The following is a 17,973-nucleotide window of genomic DNA, read 5'->3' as shown; positions in this document are numbered from 1 at the left end:
GAGGATCGGCGATGGAAGGTTCGTTTCTCAGATTCTACCTGCGCGAGAACCAGCGGCATCGCGGCAAGTTATTATGGGAATGGCTGCTGGAGCAGGCCAACCGGATGGGGTTCCGTGGCGGTTCGGCCTTCCGGGCGATGGCCGGTTTCGGCCATCACCATCACTTGCATGAAGATCATTTCTTTGAGCTGGCCGGGACGCTCACGGTGGAAGTCGAGTTCATCGTCACCGACGCTGAGGCACGACGCCTGCTCGATCTGTTGCGGGAAGAGAAGATCCGAGCATTCTACGCCCATATTCCGGCCCACTGCGGTGTGACCCTGCCCGATTCGGATGACGTGAATGAGCCGGAAGCTGCGCCAGGGCAGAAATCCACTTGAAGTCGTTGTTCGATTTGCCTCGCGCCGTCTGGTTGTTGGGGTTGGTTAGCTTTTGCAACGACGCGGCCAGCGAACTGGTGTATCCGCTGGTGCCGCTCTATCTAGCTTCGGTGCTGCTGGCGGGACCTCGGGCGCTGGGCCTGATCGAAGGCATCGCCGAGGCGACCGGTAGTCTGCTCAAGCTGTTTGCCGGCGTCCTCGCCGACCGGACCCGTTCCGCCAAGCCGTGGGTGGTGGGCGGATACGGCTTGGCGGCGTTGGCCCGGCCGCTGCTCGCCTTCGCCAGCTCCTGGCCGTCGGTGCTGACGCTGCGCTTCGCCGACCGGGTCGGCAAGGGCTTGCGGACCTCGCCGCGCGACGCGTTGCTGGCGTTGAGCATCGATGAACGGCAACGCGGATTGGCGTTCGGCCTGCACCGGACGATGGATAATCTCGGCGCCGTGATCGGGCCGTTGCTGGCGGCGGGCCTGCTGGCCGCACAAGTGCCGTTGCGCGAGGTGTTTCTGTGGGCCACGCTGGGCGGCGCGGCGGCGGTGGCGCTGGCGTTGGCCGTGCGCGAGCCGGCGCGGGAGACGGCGCCGGTGGTGGTCCCCTTCAGTTGGACCCTGCGCGGTTTGCCGGGGCCGTTCCGACGCTATCTGGTGGTGCTCGGACTGTTCACGCTCGGCAATTCATCGAACATGTTCCTGCTGCTGCGTGCCCGTGAATTAGGCTTCCCCGAGTATCAGGTGCCGCTGCTGTGGGCACTGGTGGCGCTGACTGCGGCTGTATTTTCGACGCCGCTGTCGGCGCTGTCCGACCGGCTGGGGGCGCCCCGCCTGATCGTCGGGGGCTGGCTAATCTACGCCGGATTTTACCTGCTGCTCGGTTTCAACGGCCACCCGGCGCTGCTGTGGCCGCTGTTCGGGTTATACGGCCTGTTCATGGCCGCCACCGAGGGCGCGGAGAAAGCGCTGGTCGCCGATCTGGCGCCGCGCGAGATGCTCGGCACCGCCTACGGCTGGTTCAACATGATCGCCGGAATCATGCTGTTGCCGGCGTCGATCCTGTTCGGTTGGCTGTGGCAGCAGGCCGGCGCGACGGTGGCTTTCGGCTTCGGGGCCGGATGCGCGTTGGCGGCGTCGCTGCTGTTGCGGGGATGGGTGTTCGCGGGGGAGCCTCAGCGGTCCAGGTAGCGTTGCGGTAGCCCGCCGTAGGCATCGATCCGCCGGTCACGCAGGTAGGGCCAGAGCCGTCGCACTTGCTCGGAACGGCCCAGGTCCAGTTCCACCGCCAGGGTGGCCGGCTCGTCGGTGGGGGCGGAGGCGAGCCATTCGCCTTGTGGGCCGACGACGAAGCTGGTGCCCCAGAACTGGATGCCGGCGGTCTGGCCGGAGGGATCGGCTTCGAAGCCGATCCGATTGCAGACCACGACCGGCAAGCCGTTGGCGATGGCGTGCGCCCGCTGCACCGTCGCCCAGGCGTCCCATTGACGCTGGCGTTCCTCGTCGTCGTCGGCCGGATTCCAACCGATGGCGGTCGGATACAGCAGCAGTTCCGCGCCGGCCAGCGCCATCAAGCGCGCCGCTTCCGGGTACCACTGATCCCAGCACACCAGCACGCCGAGCCGACCCACCGAGGTATCGATGGGCGTGAAACCAAGATCGCCGGGCGCGAAGTAGAATTTCTCGTAATAGCCGGGATCGTCGGGGATGTGCATCTTGCGATACCGGCCGGCGATGCCGCCGTCGCGTTCCAGCACCACGGCGGTGTTGTGGTACAGCCCCGGCGCGCGGCGTTCGAACAACGAGGCGACCAGCACCACACCCAGTTCCCGAGCGACCGCGCCCAGTTCCTCGGTGGTGGGGCCGGGGATCGATTCGGCCAAGTCGAACAGCTCGGGGTTTTCGGTCTGGCAGAAATACGGGCCGGCATGCAGCTCTTGCAGCAAAATTAGTTGTGCGCCGTGGCTGGCGAGGTCGCGGATGCCAGCGATGCTGGCGGCTAGATTGGCGGCGCGATCGTCGCCACAGGCTTGTTGCACCAGACCGACAGTCAGGGTTTTCGGGGGCATGGGTTGCGCCTTGAAACGGAGTTGAAGAGCAGATTAGCGGAATGTATCGCCAGTGTGTTGGAGTCAGGCATCCCGTCGAAACTATAATTTCATGCATATCATGTGAATCACTCCTTAAGGACCGCTGTACGAAGCTAGGAACCGCAAACATGCCCGCCCTCATCATTCGCCATGTCGAAGCCAGCGACCCGCCGCAATTTCAGGTTATGCGGTTGAAAGACGGCAAAACCACCACTCCCGCCGCCATCGTTTCCCCCGCCGCCACGCCCGTCAAGGATTTGCCGAACAGCAACTTGAGCGCCGAATTGCGCTGGTATTTGGAGGAATTTCTCTGGTACCCCTTTCCACCGGTCACCGACCGAGCCGAGCATGTGCAAGACGCGTTGCGCGGCTGGGGCGAGCAGGCGTTTACCGCACTGTTCGGCGCGGGGTCGGGCCGAGATTTCTACCACGATGCCTATCGCGATGGGCTGGAAAATCTCGATTTACGCATCGCCAGCGACCATCCCGGCGTGCTGGCGTGGCCGTGGGAGGCGCTGGCCGATCCGCAACATCCAGGCGCGCTGGCTCATCATTGCCGGATCGAGCGCCGGTTGGATCGCGGTCACGATCCGCTGCCCTTGCCGGAAGGCTTGCCGCGCGACCGTATCAACATCCTGTTCGTGACCGCGCGGCCTTACGAGGATGACGTGCGGTTCCGCTCCCTGTCGCGGCCGGTGGTGGAGTGGATCGAACAGCGGGAATTGCCGGCGCGGGTGACGATTTTGCGGCCGCCGACCTTCGAACGTTTGCGCGAGCATTTGCGCGAGCGGCCCGCGTATTACCACATCGTCCATTTCGACGGACACGGCGGTTATGGCGTGGGGTCGGTGAGCGGTGATGGAGCGCCGCATCTGTTCAGGGGGCCGCAGGGGTTGTTGGTGTTTGAGAACGAGCACGGCAAGCCCGATTTGGTGCCCGCCGACCGACTGGGCGCGCTGTTGCGCGAATATCGCATTCCAGTGATGGTGCTGAACGCCTGTCAGTCGGCGATGGTGGACGATCGCGCCGAGGATGCGTTCGCCTCGGTGGCGGCCAGTTTGCTGCGGGCGGGGGTTCGCAGCGTGGCGGCGATGGCCTATTCCCTGTACGTGAGTGGTGCGGAGGAGTTTTTGCCGGCGTTTTACCGGCGATTGTTCGAGACCGGCAACATGGCGGAAGGGATGCGGGCCGGGCGGCAGGCAATGCTGGCGAAGGATGGGCGGGTCTGCGCGCGGGGGCGATTCCCGTTGCAGGATTGGCTGGTGCCGGTGGTGTATCAGCAAGACCCGCCGGATTTGAGTTTTGCGCGCGCCGGCAACCGGGCGGTGATCGAGAAGCCGGAATTGCCGCCGGAAGCGCGGGACAGCGAGAATCCCTACGGTTTCATCGGGCGCGATGCGGCTTTGTTGAAACTGGAGCGGGCGTTGCGCCGGCCGCCGGCGGGGATTCTGATTCACGGCTTGGCCGGGGTCGGCAAAACCACGCTGGCCCGTGGTCTGGTGGATTGGCTGGCGGCGACCGAAGGCTTGGGCGAGGGCTGTTTCTGGCGCACCTTCAACGACATCCACAGCAGCGAGTACGTGTTCAACCAGTTAGTCGCCGCCTTGTTCGGGACCGACGCGATGGCGGCGAATTGCGAGCAGAAGCAAGCAGCGTTGGTCGAAGTATTCCGAAAACGGCGCTTCATCCTGGTTTGGGATAATTTCGAGTCGGCGACGGGTATTCCCGGCACGACGCTGGAAGCCCGGTTGCCGGAAGCGGATCGGCGGCAGTTGCGGGATTTTTTGGGCGCACTGCGCGGCGGCGCGAGCAAGGTCATCATCACCAGCCGCGGCCCGGAAACATGGTTGGGTCCCGACCGCTGTTTTCTGCTCGGTCTCGGCGGTTTGCGGGGTGAGGAGCGCTGGGAATATTGCGCCACCATTCTGCACGATTTGGGATTGGAGGCCGATCAGAAAGACGCTGGCTTGAAGAACCTGATGGATGTGCTGGGCGGCCATCCCTTGGCGATGCGGGCGCTGTTGCCCCGCTTGCGGGAGGTGAGCGCCAAGGCGCTGGCGGAACGGTTCAGGGGTCGGATTCCGCTGGAATCGGGCGACGATTCGCAAACCCGGCTGTTCGCCGCCTTGGAGTTCGTCGAGGAAGCTCTGCCGGTGGAGTTACAACCGTTGTTGCTGCCGTTGGGGTTGCACGAACGGTTTGTGGACGCGGATTATCTGGAAGCGATGGCGCAACAAGCCGATCCCCGTTTCAGCCGGGCGGACATCGAACGCTTGCTGGCGATGTTGGCGGTGAGCGGGCTGCTGCGCCCGCTGGGGCAGGGCATCCACGAAATGCACCCCGCCTTGACCGGCTTTCTGCGCGCCCGGTCGGTCGTGGGGCTGGACGACGGCCAGCGGGAGGCGTGGCGGCGGGCGTTCGTGAATGTTATGGGGTCGCTGGCCGATCACTTGGCGTCAAAGGGATTGCACGAGCAGCGAGGACCCTTTTATTGGCACGGCGTCAATTTCCTCACCGCCCTGGCCGAGGCCGAGGCGCTAGGGATGGATGCGGATTTTGCCGCGCTGACGCAATCTTTAGCCTTTCATGCTCAAAACCAGCGAGATTTCGCCAGCGCGAAGCAGCGATTTGCGGCGCTGGCGGAGCATTGCAAGCAACGCAACAATCCAGAAGGTGAAGCCCGTGCCTATCACCAGTTGGGGAGGATTGCCCTGGAGCGCCGGGACTTCCCGGCGGCGGAGCAGTGGTATCACCAGTCACTGGCGATTTCGGAAAAGCACGGCAACGAGCACGGCGTGGCGAGCGTCCATTACCAGTTGGGAAGGATTGCCGAGGAGCGGCGGGACTTCCCGGCGGCGGAACAGTGGTATGGAAAGTCACTGACGATCAAGGAAAAGCACGGCAACGAGCACGAGGCAGCGTTCACCTATCACCAGTTGGGGATAATTGCCCAGGAGCGGCGGGACTTCACGGCAGCGGAGCAATGGTATCTCAAGTCGCTGGCGATCAAGGAAAAGCACAGAGACAAGTACTGGGCGGCGAGTACCTATGGCCAATTGGGTTTGCTTGCGCAATCACAAGAACATTTTGTGGAAGCCGGGCGTTGGACAATTCAAGCTATTGTTATCTTCGAACGTCACCAAGATTCATTGCATTACGCTAGGAAAGGGATTGAGCAGTTTCTTGACATCTATTGCCATGCCTCGCCCGGTGATCAGACACAACTGCGGCAAATATGGGGAGAGGCCGGGTTGGAGCCGCTGTTCTCAATGGGCCAAGATTCGACCGCCGCCGCAAGGAAAGAATGAATTAAAGAGAAGGCGGAAGCTATTAAAATGATCAAGTAAACTCAGGAGAATCTAGATGAATAGTATTGCCTTGAAAACCCATGTCGGCCCGGATGGACGACTGCGGTTGAATATTCCCACGGGATTAACTGATACGGACCTTGAAGTGATCGTCATCATGCAACCTGTAATAACCAAACCCGCAACCAAACCGGAAGATCTTGGCTGGCTACCAGGTTTCTTCGAGCAAACCTTTGGTAGTTTTAAGGACGAACCGTTGGAGCGCCCTGAGCAAGGCGAATACGAACAACGGGATCGATCCCAATGATTTGATGATTGCTTCCATTGCCCTGACGCACCAGCTTGTCCTTGTAACCCATAACATACGCGAGTTTTTCCGAGTAGATGGCTTACAGGTCGAGGACTGGGAGTAAAGATCAGGTAGGTACAGAGAGAACCACCATGCCTCAGCATTCCCTGCAAGAACCCATTCAATCCTTGGACGACGCCATTGCCCGCCGGGTGCTGGCAACCTTTGCCCACGCCCAAGCGAATCCGGCCGAAACCGCGCTCACCCCGGAACTGCGGCAAGCCTTGCGGGAATTCGCAACCGGCCCGGAAGCTGCCGCCGTTCCGGCCGGCGATGGCGATCTAGCCCGCGCCGCCTTGTTGCTGCTCGCCGACGATCCGCAACGGCAATCAATCCTCACCGCCTTGATTGACGGGCCAGCACCCGCCCAATTCGGCCCCGTCAAAAACGCCGCCGTGATCACCGCCGTGCTGCTGGTGTTGCAACTGTACGTCAAATTCGAGTACGACAAAGACGGTCGCTGGAGTATCGAGATCGTCAAAGAACCGACCGATAAAGCCCTGCTCATGCCGCTGGTGCAAAAGCTGTTGAGTCACATGCCAAGCAAATAGCCGGTATTGTACATTAAGGACTGACGAGAACGGGACAATGACCTTATCCTGACGAGGAAAAGAACGGTGAACCTTTCCATTGATCTGCCGAAAATTTTGGAAGACCGGTTAATCGCCTACTGCGCTGCGCAAGGAATTTCCCAAGGCGAAGCGATCAAACGCGCCATTGATTCGCTCTTAAGCGACGGTTCGCCGACACCCTACGAACTCGGCGCGACTGGATTCGGTGCGGACAAAACGCACGGTGGCGACATTGCTAGAAATAGCAAGCGCCTGTTACGAGAGCAGTTTCGTGCGCCGATTGATCGTTGATACCGGATTTCTGGTTGCGCTATACATTCGTGCCGATAGCTTGCATCCTGCCGCCATCACTTATCTCCAACGTAATCGCCTACCGTTGCAAACGGTAAGTCCGGTGGTTGTGGAAACGTGTTTTTTTTCTGGATGCCGCAGGTAAAGTGGCATTGTTAGATTGGATCGCGCATGGCGGTTTGACGGTAGAGGACATTCCTGTAAGCAGCTACTTGGATATTGCCACCTATATCCAGAAATACGCCGACCAAGATATTGATTTTGCCGATGCGGCATTAGTCTGGCTGGCGAATCAGACTGGGGAGAAGCAAATTCTAACCGTCGATGAAGGAGATTTCCGAATCTATCGCTTAAAGAATGGACAGGTTTTTGAATTGGTCCCCTGGTATTCAAAGGAATCATAGCGATGATGACAGAAGCATTGGCTTTAAGGCCGCGCCACCGCTGGACCGTTGCCGAATACCATCGCATGGCGGAAGTTGGCTTATTGCATGAAGATTCGCGGGTGGAATTGATCGATGGAGAGATTATCGAAATGGCACCGATTGGCAGCGAACATGCAGGGCACAATAATCACTTGCTGAGTCTTCTTGCTTATCATCTGCATGGCAAGGCAATCGTGACTGGACAAAATCCAGTCATACTTGGCGGCTATGAAGAGCCTCAGCCTGATATTGCCTTGCTACGTTGGCGGAATGATTATTACAGAACCGCGCATCCTCATGCCGAAGATGTCTTACTCATCATCGAAATATCCGACAGCACGCTCCGCTATGATCGCGATGTCAAAATTCCTCTGTACGCAAAAAACGGTATCCCCGAAGTTTGGTTACTGGATATCCAGAATCGACAACTGGAAATCCAACGTGAGCCGATCAATGGCGTCTACCGGCAACGAGATTGCCGCCGCGCCGGCCAGATCGCGCCGATTCTCTGCCCTGATGCCGTCATCGACTTGGCCAAACTGTTTCCCAATCCCTGAGCGAAATTTCTGAATGACCGAATCGACCTTTGCCGCCGATAGTACCGAACGCGTATCGCTAAAAACCTTCACCGAAAAAGCGTACCTGGATTATTCCATGTACGTCATTCTCGACCGGGCCTTGCCTCACATCGGGGACGGTTTGAAACCGGTGCAGCGCCGTATCATCTACGCCATGTCCGAACTCGGGCTGTCGGCCAATTCCAAGCACAAGAAATCCGCTCGTACCGTCGGCGACGTGCTCGGCAAATACCACCCGCACGGCGACTCGGCCTGCTATGAAGCCATGGTGCTGATGGCCCAACCCTTCTCCTACCGTTATCCACTGGTGGACGGGCAGGGCAACTGGGGTTCGCCGGACGATCCCAAGTCGTTCGCCGCCATGCGCTACACCGAAGCCCGACTGGCGCCGTTCGCGCAGGTGCTGCTGTCCGAACTCGGCCAGGGCACGGTGGACTGGATACCCAATTTCGATGGCACGCTGGACGAACCCATGCGGCTGCCCGCTCGCCTGCCGAACGTCTTGCTCAATGGCATTACCGGCATCGCCGTCGGCATGGCCACCGACATCCCACCGCACAATCTCGGTGAAATCGCCGCCGCCTGTGTCCATCTGCTGGACCATCCCGACGGCGACCTGGACGCCCTCTGCGAACTCGTGCCCGCGCCGGATTATCCCGGTGGCGCCGAGATCGTCACCCCCCCGCGAGGAACTCCGCAAGCTGTACCAGACCGGCAATGGCTCGGTGCGGTTGCGCGCCCGCTTCGAACGGGAAAACGGCGACGTGGTGATTTCCGCACTGCCGCATCAGGTATCCGGGGCGCGGATCATGGAACAGATCGCCGCGCAGATGCGGGAAAAGAAGTTGCCGATGGTCGAGGATCTGCGCGACGAATCCGACCACGAAAACCCGACTCGGCTGGTGCTGGCGCTGCGTTCCAACCGGGTGGATGTGGATCTACTGATGGACCACCTATTCGCCACCACGGATTTGGAGAAGAGCTACCGGGCGAATCTCAACATGATCGGTCTGGACGGCCGGCCGCAGGTCAAGAACCTCAGACAGATTCTTGAGGAATGGCTGCAATATCGCCTGATCACGGTGCGGCGGCGGTTGGAACACCGGCGCCATCAGGTCGAACAACGTCTGCATATTCTCGACGGCCTGCTGATCGCCTATCTCAACCTGGACGAGGTGATCCGCATTCTGCGCACCGAAGAGCAGCCCAAAGCGGTGCTGATGGCCCGCTTCCAACTGTCCGATGCCCAGGCCGAGGCCATTCTGGAGACCAAGCTGCGGCATTTGGCCCGGTTGGAGGAGATGAAACTGCGGGGCGAGCAGGATCAACTCCGGAAGGAACTGGCGCAGTTGCAACAATTGCTGGGCTCGGAGCAGCGTTTGAAAGGACTGATCCGCAAGGAAATCCAGGAGGACGCCAAGCGCTACGCCGATCCGCGTCGCTGCCCGCTGGTGGAACGACGGCCGGCGCAGGCGCTGGATGAAACCAGTTTGACTCCCAGCGAGCCGATGGTGGTGGTGCTGTCGCAAAAGGGTTGGGTGCGGGCGGCCAAGGGCCGTGAGATCGACGCCACGGCGCTGAACTACAAATCCGGCGACGGTTATCTGACCCAGGCGCAAGGGCGCAGCAATCAGTCGGCGGTGTTCCTGGATACCACCGGGCGAACCTACACCCTGCCGGTGGCGGGATTGGCCTCGGCGCGCGGCTACGGCGAACCGCTGACCGGCAAGCTCAGCCCGCCGGATGGAGCCAGCTTCGTGAGCCTGTTGCTGAGTAATCCCGAGGATTTGTATCTGCTGGCCACCGATGCCGGTTACGGTTTCATTTGCGCCTTCGACGATCTGCTCAGCCGCAACAAGGCTGGCAAGCTGGTGCTGACCGTGCCGGACAAGGCGAAAATCCTGCCGCCGTTACCGGTCACCGACCTGGATGGCGGCCGGCTGGCGGCCATCGGCGATGGCGGCCGATTGTTGGTGTTCCCGGTGAAGGAACTGCCGCGCTTGCCCAAGGGCAAGGGCAACAAGATTCTCGATCTGCCGGGCGAGGAACGGCTGCTGGCCTTGGCCATCGTGCCGCCGGAACGGTGTTTGATACTGACCGCCGGCAAGCGGGATTTCAAGCTCAAACCGGCCGATCTGGATGGCTATGCTGGCGAGCGGGGTCGGCGAGGCAAGCTGTTGCCGCGCGGTTTTCAGCGAGTGGAGCGGGCGGCGGTGGGGGAGTGAACGTTCCACCACCATGCTCGATACCCCAGCAACATGGTGAGCAATCCGGCATACAGCAGCGGTTCACTGATGTCGGCCTTGACCAGCCACCAGTAATGCACCACGCCCAGCATGCCGATCAGGTAGACCAGCCGGTGCAGGCGCTGCCAGTTGCGGCCCAGCCGTTTGATCATGCCGTTGGTGGACGTCGCGGCCAACGGGATTAGCAGCAGGAAGCCGGCGAAGCCGACCGTGATGTAAGGGCGCTTGGCGATGTCTTCGAGAATGGCCGATGGATCGAAAAATTGGTCGAAGATCAGGTACACGCCAAGATGCAGGCACACATAGAAAAACGCAAACAGGCCCAGCATCCGCCGGAACTTCAGCAGCCAGTTCCAGCCACTCAGCCGCCGCAACGGCGTCACCGCCAGCGTCAGCAGCAGGAAGCGCAGGCTCCAGTCGCCGGTGCGGTGGCTCAGCGTTTCGACCGGATTGGCGCCCAATCGATCTTGCCAGGCCAACCAGCACAACCAAACCAGCGGCAGCAGGCTGACGCAGAAGACCAGGGGTTTTCCATAAGGCGGGAAGCGGGTTGGGCGCGTGGTCATGGTTGACGGGTTTCGAGGTGGTTGGATGCGCTCGGATGATGGACTGGCGGTTGCGTGGTCCGCTTGCTTGCCTATGGGACCCATTTGCCGGGAAAGTTCCCGACCCGGACGAGGATGGTCTTATGCTCGTTCGGATCGCGCGCATAAAAAAAAGCCGGAGCTTGCGGGCTCCGGCAAATAACCACCAAAGGAAGGTGTGGAGAAGAACGACATCTCACGATGTCGACTACAGGTTAAGCGATTTTGTTGCAGTGCGTCAAGAATTTTTTTTGCAGTTGCAAAAAAAATGCCGGGGCAATGAGCTGACCCGGCAAAGAACCACCAAAGGAGGATTTGGAGATAACATTCACTAGGAATGTTGCATTGCAGTATAAGATGGGTATTGCGTTGCGTCAAGCGTTTTACTGGGTATTTTTTAAAATAGTAAAATCAATAAACTAGGTTTTTCTGACCTTGAATTTACCAACCGGTTGGCCTCTGACCCGGGTTCGGTGGCGACCTTATCCATGCCGCAGCACGATCTTGCCCATCTGTTCGCCGGCCAGCAGCCGCTGATGAGCCGCGATCGCTTGATCGAAAGGGAAAACCTGGTCGAGCGTTGGTTCGATGCGATGTTCGGCGATAAAGCGCAGCATGGCGGCGAACTCGGCGGGCGAACCCATGGTGGAGCCGATGATGCGCGCCTGTCGGAAAAACAGCTTGGCCATCTCCGGGCCTCGCGGCGGATTGCCGGCCGTCGCGCCGTAGACCACCAACCGCCCGGCCGGTTTCAGCAGCGAAAAACAGTCCTTGAAAGAGGGGCCGCCGGTGCCGTCGATCACCACGTCCACGCCGCCGCTCAGCTCGGACAAGCGTTTGGCCCAATGTTCGTCGCGGTAGTTGACGCCGCTGGCCGCGCCCATCCGTCGGGCTTGTTCCAGCTTGCCGTCGTCGCCGCTGGTGACGAAAGTCCGCGCCCCCAGCCCCACCGCCCACTTCAGCGCAAAGGTTGCCACCCCGCCGCCGATACCGGTGACCAGCACGGTTTCGCCCGCTTGCGCCGCGGCCTGGGTCATCAGCGCCCGCCAGGCGGTTAGCCCGGCCAAGGGGATGGCGGCGGCCTGTTCCCAGTTCAGATGCGCCGGTTTGTCGAAAACGTGACTGGCGGGAACGCAGAGATATTCGGCGAAAGTGCCGGGGTCCGGCATTCCCAATACCCGGAAGGTCGGGCTGGGGAAGCGAGGGTCGTTGCCCCAATCGTAGGCGGGGTAAACGACTACCGGCCGATCGAGCAGCTCCGCCGGAGTGTCGGGGCCGAGCGCGTCGATCGTGCCGGCCCCATCCGAACCGAGGATGCACGGCAGGCGGATGCCGGGATACTGGCCAAGGGTAATCCAAACATCGCGACGATTGAGCGCCGCGGCGCGCAGGCGCACGCGGACCTGGCCGGGACCGGGTTCCGGCGTGACGATTTCGTCGATGCGCAACTGCTCGGGGCCACCGAGTTGCTGGAGGATAAGCGCTTTCATGGCATGCTCCTTTCGGGTGGGTCGAGTCGAGGTTGTGGCCAAGCGTGCGGCGAAGGGCGCCCATGGCCGACCTCACATTCACTTTCCAGCAAAATGTTCTAACTTTACTAGCGAGCATAGCGCGGGCGACCGGCTCCATCCATGCACGCCTCCCGACATGACCGCGCGCGACAGCCAGCCCTGTACAACCTTTCGGCCTTGCCCATACTAAAAAAAACCGTCATGACGACCGCGACCGACGGTGCTGGTTGTATCATCGGACCCTCACCGCCCTTCCAGGCCGAGGGTCATCTTTCACCACCAGACGATTGCATAGAGAAGCACGATGACAGACAAGCCAATCAACATGACGCGCCCGCTGGACCTGACTCACGAGAAGCGCAACGTAGGTCCGCAGCGCATTCAAAGGCCGATCTACACGGATCTGCTGCCGACTTGCAACAATGCCTGTCCAGCGGGAGAAAACATTCAGGCTTGGTTGGCGCATGCGCAGGCCGGCCGATTCAAGGAGGCATGGCAGAGTCTGACCGAGAACAACCCGATGCCGGGTATTCATGGCCGGGTGTGTTATCACCCCTGCGAAAGCGCCTGCAATCGGGGTCGGCTGGATGCCTCGGTCAGCATCCACGCGGTCGAGCGCTTTCTTGGTGATCTGGCGCTGCAGGAAAACTGGCAGTTCGAGGTGACCACCCCACCCAGCGGCAAACGGGTGTTGGTGGTCGGCGCGGGTCCCAGTGGTTTGTCCGCCGCCTATCATCTGGCCCGGATGGGCCACAGTGTCGAAATTCACGAAGCTGGACCGATCGCCGGCGGCATGATGCACTTCGGCATTCCCTCCTACCGCTTGCCGCGCAATGTGTTGGACGCCGAGATCAAGCGTATCGAGAACATGGGCGTCAAGATCGTGCTCAACCATCGGGTTGACGACCTGCTGGCCGAGAAACAGGCCGGCAACTTCGACGCCATGTTCGTCGCCGTGGGTGCCCATATCAGCAAGCGCACCGACATTCCTTCCCGCGATGCCGGCAAGATGCTCGATGCCATCAGCTTCCTCAAGGACGTGGAATCCGGCAATGCGCCCAAGCTGGGCCGCCGGGTCGCCATCTATGGTGGCGGCAACACCGCCATGGACGCCGCCCGAGTCGCCAAGCGATTGGGCTACGAGCCGTTGATCATCTACCGCCGTGACCGTGCCCACATGCCGGCCCTTGAGTTCGAGGCCGACGAGGCGCTGGAAGAAGGCGTGAAGATCCACTGGCTGCGTACCATCAAGAATATCGAGGAAACCACCTTCACCGTCGAGGTGATGGAAATCGACGAGAAGGGCCGACCGCGCCCGACCGGCGAGTTGGAGACGTTGGAAGCCGACGCGCTGATCATGGCGCTGGGCCAGGACGTGGACACCAGTTTCATGACGCGGGTGCCGGGCGTGGAGCTCAAGAGCGACGGCGTGGTGATGGTCAACGAAAACATGATGACCGGCTATCCGGGCCTATTCGCCGGTGGCGACATGGTGCCCTCCGATCGCACCGTGACCATCGGGGTCGGCCACGGCAAGAAAGCCGCCCGCAATATCGATGCCTGGTTGCGAACGGGCGAATCCTACGTCAAGCCGGCCAAGCACGATCTAGCGACCTTCGAGAAACTGCACGTCTGGTACTACACCGATGCCGCTCAGCGTCCGCAGAGCCATCTGGAGATGAAAGTTCGCCAGACCAGTTTCACGGAAGTGGTGGGTGGCCTGAACCAGAAGGAAGCGTTGTACGAGGCCAAGCGCTGCCTGTCTTGCGGTAACTGCTACGAGTGCGACGGCTGCTTCGGTGCTTGCCCCGAGGATGCGGTCATCAAGCTGGGGCCGGGCAATCGCTACCGCTACGACTACGATTTGTGCACGGGCTGCGCGGTGTGTTTCGAGCAATGCCCCTGCCACGCCATCGAGATGATTCCGGAGCCGCCGACCGAAACGTCGGAACAAGCGGTTTGACAACGAAAAACCAAATTGTCCGCGGTATCCAGCGGGCCTAGAGAGAAACGTAAAATGACCGAACGGCAAGTCACAACCATCGATGGCAACGAGGCCGCGGCCTACGTCGCCTACCGAGTCAACGAAGTCTGCACCATCTATCCCATCACGCCGTCCTCGACCATGGCCGAGTTGGCGGATCAATGGGCCTCGGAAGGCGTCAAGAATATCTGGGGCAGCGTCCCCATGGTCATGGAAATGCAGAGCGAGGCCGGCGCGGCCGGCGCGGCGCACGGCGCATTGCAGACGGGGTCGCTGACCACCACCTTCACCGCGTCGCAGGGGCTCATGCTGATGATCCCCAACATGTACAAGATCGCCGGCGAGCTGACCTCGGCGGTGTTCCACGTCGCCGCCCGCTCCCTGGCGACGCAAGGTCTGTCGATCTTCGGCGATCATCAGGACGTGATGGCGGTGCGCCCGACCGGATTCTGCCTGCTGGCCTCTGGTTCGGTGCAGGAGGCCCACGACATGGCGCTGATCGCCCAGGCGGCCACCCTGGAAGCGCGGGTGCCCTTCATCCACTTCTTCGACGGTTTCCGCACCTCGCACGAAGTGAACAAGCTGACCCTGCTGTCGGACGACGAAATCCGGGCGATGATCCGTGACGATCTGGTCTTGGCGCATCGCGCTCGGGCGCTGAACCCCGACCGGCCGTTCATTCGCGGCACCGCCCAGAACCCCGATGTCTATTTCCAGAGCCGCGAAACGGTCAACCCGTTCTATGCCAAGTGCCCGGCATCGTGCAGGCGGCCATGGACAAATTCGCGGGTATTACCGGTCGCCGCTACAACCTGTTCGACTACGTCGGCGACCCGAACGCCGAGCGGGTGATGATCCTGATGGGCTCCGGTCAGGAGACCGCCTGTGAAACCGCCGCTTATCTGAATGCGCGCGGCGAAAAGGTGGGGGTGCTCCAGGTGCGTCTCTACCAGCCGCTGTCGGCCAGTCATTTCCTGGCGGCATTGCCGGCCAGCGTCAAGTCCATCGCCGTCCTGGAACGCACCAAGGAGCCGGGCGCGACCGGCGAGCCGATGTATCTGGAAGTGATCAGTACCCTGGTCGAAGCGCAGATTGAGGGAACCTTGCCGACATCGGTCATGCCCCGGGTCATCGGCGGTCGCTATGGCTTGTCCTCCAAGGAATTCACGCCGGCCATGTGCAAGGCGGTGTTCGACGAATTACGCAAGGACAAGCCCAAGAACCATTTCACCGTCGGCATCGTCGACGACGTGACCCACACCAGTCTGGATGTCGATGCGAACTTCATGATCGAGTCCGATAAAGTGGTGCGGGCCATGTTTTACGGGTTGGGCGCGGACGGCACGGTCGGCGCCAACAAGAACTCGATCAAGATCATCGGCGACGATCCCGACTTTTACGCCCAAGGGTATTTCGTCTACGACTCCAAGAAATCCGGTTCGCAGACCGTTTCCCATTTGCGGTTTGGGCCGGAACCGATCCGCTCGCCCTATCTGGTGCAGTCGGCCAATTTCATCGGTTGCCATCAATTCAATTTCCTCAACCGTGGCGATGTGCTCAAGAACGCCGCGCCGGGTGCCGTGTTCCTGCTGAATACCAGTCCGCATGAACCGGAGGAGATCTGGGAGCGAATTCCCCGGCCGGTGCAGGAAGAGATCATCGCCAAGAAGCTGAAGGTCTACGGCATCAATGCCGAGAAGGTGGCCCGCGACAACGGCATGGGAACGCGGATCAACACCATCATGCAGACCTGTTTCTTCGCGATTTCGGGGGTGTTGCCGCGCGATAAGGCGATCGAGAAGATCAAGTACTCGATTAAAAAGAGTTATATGCGCAAGGGCGAGGAGGTCGTGCGCAAGAACTTCGAGGCGGTAGACAACACGCTGGTCAACCTGCGCGAAATCCCCGTGTCGGCGCAAGCGACCAGCACCATCGAATTGCCGCCGACCGTGTCGGCCAACGCGCCGGAGTTCGTGCGGAACGTGACGGCGATGATGATGGCCGGACGCGGCGACGAACTGCCGGTCAGCGCCCTGCCGGTGGACGGCACCTATCCCAGCGCCACCACCCAGTGGGAAAAGCGCAACATCTCCAACTTCGTGCCGGTCTGGGAACCGAATGTCTGCATTCAGTGCGGCAATTGCAGCATGGTTTGTCCGCACGGCGTCATCCGTTCCAAGTTCTACAACGAATCCAGTCTGGAGAGCGCCCCGAAAGCCTTCAGGACCGCGCCCATCGATGCCCGGGGTTTCCCGGATATCCGCTACACCCTGCAAGTCTATCTGGAAGACTGCACCGGTTGTGGGTTGTGCGTCGAGGTTTGCCCGGCCAAGAGCAAGGAGCAGACCGGGCGCAAGGCCATCAACATGGCGCTCAAGGAGCCGGTGCTGGAGGACGAGAAGGCCAATATTCGTTTCTTCGAGACCCTGCCGGAGATGGATCGCGGCCGGGTGGACTTCTCCACGGTGCGCGGGGTGCAATTCCTGCCACCGTTGTTCGAATTCTCCGGCGCCTGCGCCGGGTGCGGCGAAACCCCCTACGTCAAGCTGCTGTCGCAATTGTTCGGCGATCGGTTGTTGGTGGCCAACGCCACCGGTTGTTCCTCGATCTACGGCGGCAACCTGCCGACCACCCCGTGGTCGGTCAACAGCGAAGGGCGCGGTCCAGCCTGGTCCAATTCGCTGTTCGAGGACAACGCCGAATTTGGTTTGGGTTTCCGCCTGACCGCCGACAAGCATCTGGAATACGCCACCGAATTGCTCAAGGCGCTGGCTGGATCGATCGGTGAAGATTTGGTGGACGATCTGATCAACGCCGAGCAGACCACCGAAATCGATATTCGCCGCCAGCGCGGCCGGGTGGCCGAACTGAAGCAGCGCTTGCAAGAGATCGCCGACCCGCGCGCCAAGCAGTTGCTGGCGGTCGTCGACCAATTGGTTCGGCGCAGCGTGTGGATCGTCGGTGGCGACGGTTGGGCCTACGACATCGGTTCCTCCGGTGTCGATCATGTGCTGGCCAGCGGTCGCGACGTGAATGTTCTGGTGATGGATACCGAGGTGTATTCCAACACCGGCGGTCAGATGTCGAAATCCACGCCGATGGGCGCCGTCGCCAAGTTTGCGGCGGCGGGCAAACAGATCGGCAAGAAGGACATTGCGTTGCAGGCCATTTCCTATGGCAACGTCTATGTCGCGCGCATCGCCCTGGGCGCCAACCCGCAGCAGACCTTGTTGGCCTTCCGCGAGGCCGAGGCGTACCGGGGTCCATCGCTGATTTTGGCCTACAGTCACTGCATCGCTCACGGCATCAACATGCAGCGCGGGCTGGACCAGCAACATTTGGCGGTGGAGTGCGGACACTGGCCGTTGTTCCGCTACAACCCGATGGTGCACGAGTCGAACGAGAATCCGTTCGTCCTCGATTCCGGGCGGCCGAAAATCCCGCTCAAGAACTACGCCTACAACGAGGTGCGCTACAAGGTACTGGCCCACACCAACCCCAAGGAAGCCGCGTATCTCATGGATACGGCCCAGCAGGGGATCAACCGGCGTTGGTCGGTGTACGAGGATATGGCGGCCCGCAGCGGCGACACGTTCCAACCGAAATACAAACCCTAAGGGCGCGCGGCGGTTCCGGGCGAGCCGGAACCGCCAGCCATCGGCATTCTGCAC

At 61.0% G+C, this 17,973-nt stretch carries 13 protein-coding genes and 2 pseudogenes; 12 read left to right on the top strand and 3 right to left on the bottom strand.

Features of this window, described 5'->3' with window-relative positions:
- The first annotated feature begins 11 nt into the window (after nucleotides 1-11).
- On the top strand, nucleotides 12-380 hold the full coding sequence (locus tag E4P82_RS11730; protein WP_169249059.1) for a DUF190 domain-containing protein: 369 nt from the start codon (nucleotides 12-14) through the stop codon (nucleotides 378-380).
- Nucleotides 377-1,555, top strand: coding sequence for an MFS transporter (locus E4P82_RS11725; RefSeq protein WP_211203127.1), 1,179 nt, complete (start codon nucleotides 377-379; stop codon nucleotides 1,553-1,555). Before E4P82_RS11730 ends, E4P82_RS11725 begins: the two co-directional genes overlap by 4 nt.
- Here the strand turns inward: E4P82_RS11725 and E4P82_RS11720 are convergent.
- Nucleotides 1,540-2,433 carry a carbon-nitrogen hydrolase gene (locus E4P82_RS11720; protein WP_169249058.1) on the bottom strand — a complete coding sequence of 298 codons (894 nt, stop codon included), beginning with the start codon at nucleotides 2,431-2,433 and terminating at the stop codon, nucleotides 1,540-1,542. The genes E4P82_RS11725 and E4P82_RS11720 overlap by 16 nt on opposite strands.
- 149 nt (nucleotides 2,434-2,582) lie before the next feature.
- On the opposite strand from E4P82_RS11720, the gene E4P82_RS11715 reads away from it, so the two are divergent.
- From E4P82_RS11715 to parC, 8 genes and pseudogenes are all read left to right on the top strand, one after another.
- Entirely contained in the window at nucleotides 2,583-5,762 is a 3,180-nt protein-coding gene (locus E4P82_RS11715) for a tetratricopeptide repeat protein (protein ID WP_169249057.1), read from the top strand.
- Between the two features lie 55 nt (nucleotides 5,763-5,817).
- Nucleotides 5,818-6,069, top strand: coding sequence for a hypothetical protein (locus tag E4P82_RS11710; RefSeq protein WP_169249056.1), 252 nt, complete (start codon nucleotides 5,818-5,820; stop codon nucleotides 6,067-6,069).
- Complete coding sequence (locus tag E4P82_RS22135; RefSeq protein WP_338140967.1) at nucleotides 5,996-6,175, top strand: PIN domain-containing protein; 180 nt, start codon at nucleotides 5,996-5,998, stop codon at nucleotides 6,173-6,175. The genes E4P82_RS11710 and E4P82_RS22135 overlap by 74 nt, the downstream gene beginning before the upstream one ends.
- Nucleotides 6,176-6,203: 28 nt before the next feature.
- Complete coding sequence (locus E4P82_RS11705; protein ID WP_169249055.1) at nucleotides 6,204-6,662, top strand: hypothetical protein; 459 nt, start codon at nucleotides 6,204-6,206, stop codon at nucleotides 6,660-6,662.
- Between the two features lie 66 nt (nucleotides 6,663-6,728).
- On the top strand, nucleotides 6,729-6,974 hold the full coding sequence (locus tag E4P82_RS11700; protein WP_169249054.1) for a hypothetical protein: 246 nt from the start codon (nucleotides 6,729-6,731) through the stop codon (nucleotides 6,972-6,974).
- A 107-nt stretch (nucleotides 6,975-7,081) separates the two neighbouring features.
- Nucleotides 7,082-7,378: a PIN domain-containing protein gene (locus E4P82_RS11695; RefSeq protein ID WP_169249053.1), complete on the top strand. Its 297-nt coding sequence runs from the start codon at nucleotides 7,082-7,084 to the stop codon at nucleotides 7,376-7,378.
- 2 nt (nucleotides 7,379-7,380) lie between these two features.
- On the top strand, nucleotides 7,381-7,956 hold the full coding sequence (locus E4P82_RS11690) for a Uma2 family endonuclease (protein WP_246327541.1): 576 nt from the start codon (nucleotides 7,381-7,383) through the stop codon (nucleotides 7,954-7,956).
- A 13-nt stretch (nucleotides 7,957-7,969) separates the two neighbouring features.
- Nucleotides 7,970-10,202: pseudogene (gene parC, locus E4P82_RS11685) on the top strand (DNA topoisomerase IV subunit A).
- Here parC and msrQ read toward each other — a convergent pair.
- Nucleotides 10,169-10,789, bottom strand: a complete 621-nt coding sequence (gene msrQ / locus E4P82_RS11680; RefSeq protein ID WP_211203126.1) for a protein-methionine-sulfoxide reductase heme-binding subunit MsrQ — start codon at nucleotides 10,787-10,789, stop codon at nucleotides 10,169-10,171. The pseudogene parC and the gene msrQ overlap by 34 nt on opposite strands.
- A 500-nt stretch (nucleotides 10,790-11,289) precedes the next feature.
- On the bottom strand, nucleotides 11,290-12,297 hold the full coding sequence (locus E4P82_RS11675) for a quinone oxidoreductase family protein (RefSeq protein ID WP_169249051.1): 1,008 nt from the start codon (nucleotides 12,295-12,297) through the stop codon (nucleotides 11,290-11,292).
- Nucleotides 12,298-12,622: 325 nt separating this feature from the next.
- Here E4P82_RS11675 and E4P82_RS11670 point away from each other — a divergent pair, with 325 nt between their 5' ends.
- Together E4P82_RS11670 and nifJ are read left to right on the top strand one after the other, a co-directional pair.
- The gene (locus E4P82_RS11670; protein ID WP_169249050.1) at nucleotides 12,623-14,281 is read left to right on the top strand and encodes an NAD(P)-binding protein; all 1,659 of its coding nucleotides are present in this window, start codon (nucleotides 12,623-12,625) and stop codon (nucleotides 14,279-14,281) included.
- Nucleotides 14,282-14,335: 54 nt separating this feature from the next.
- Nucleotides 14,336-17,919: pseudogene (nifJ, locus tag E4P82_RS11665) on the top strand (pyruvate:ferredoxin (flavodoxin) oxidoreductase).
- Nucleotides 17,920-17,973: the final 54 nt, after the last annotated feature.

This window comes from Candidatus Competibacter phosphatis (genome assembly GCF_012939995.1).
GTDB classification, from domain to species: Bacteria; Pseudomonadota; Gammaproteobacteria; order Competibacterales; family Competibacteraceae; genus Competibacter; species Competibacter phosphatis.
Note: the sequence above shows the minus strand (reverse complement) of the source record. Positions and strands in the feature narration are given on the sequence as shown.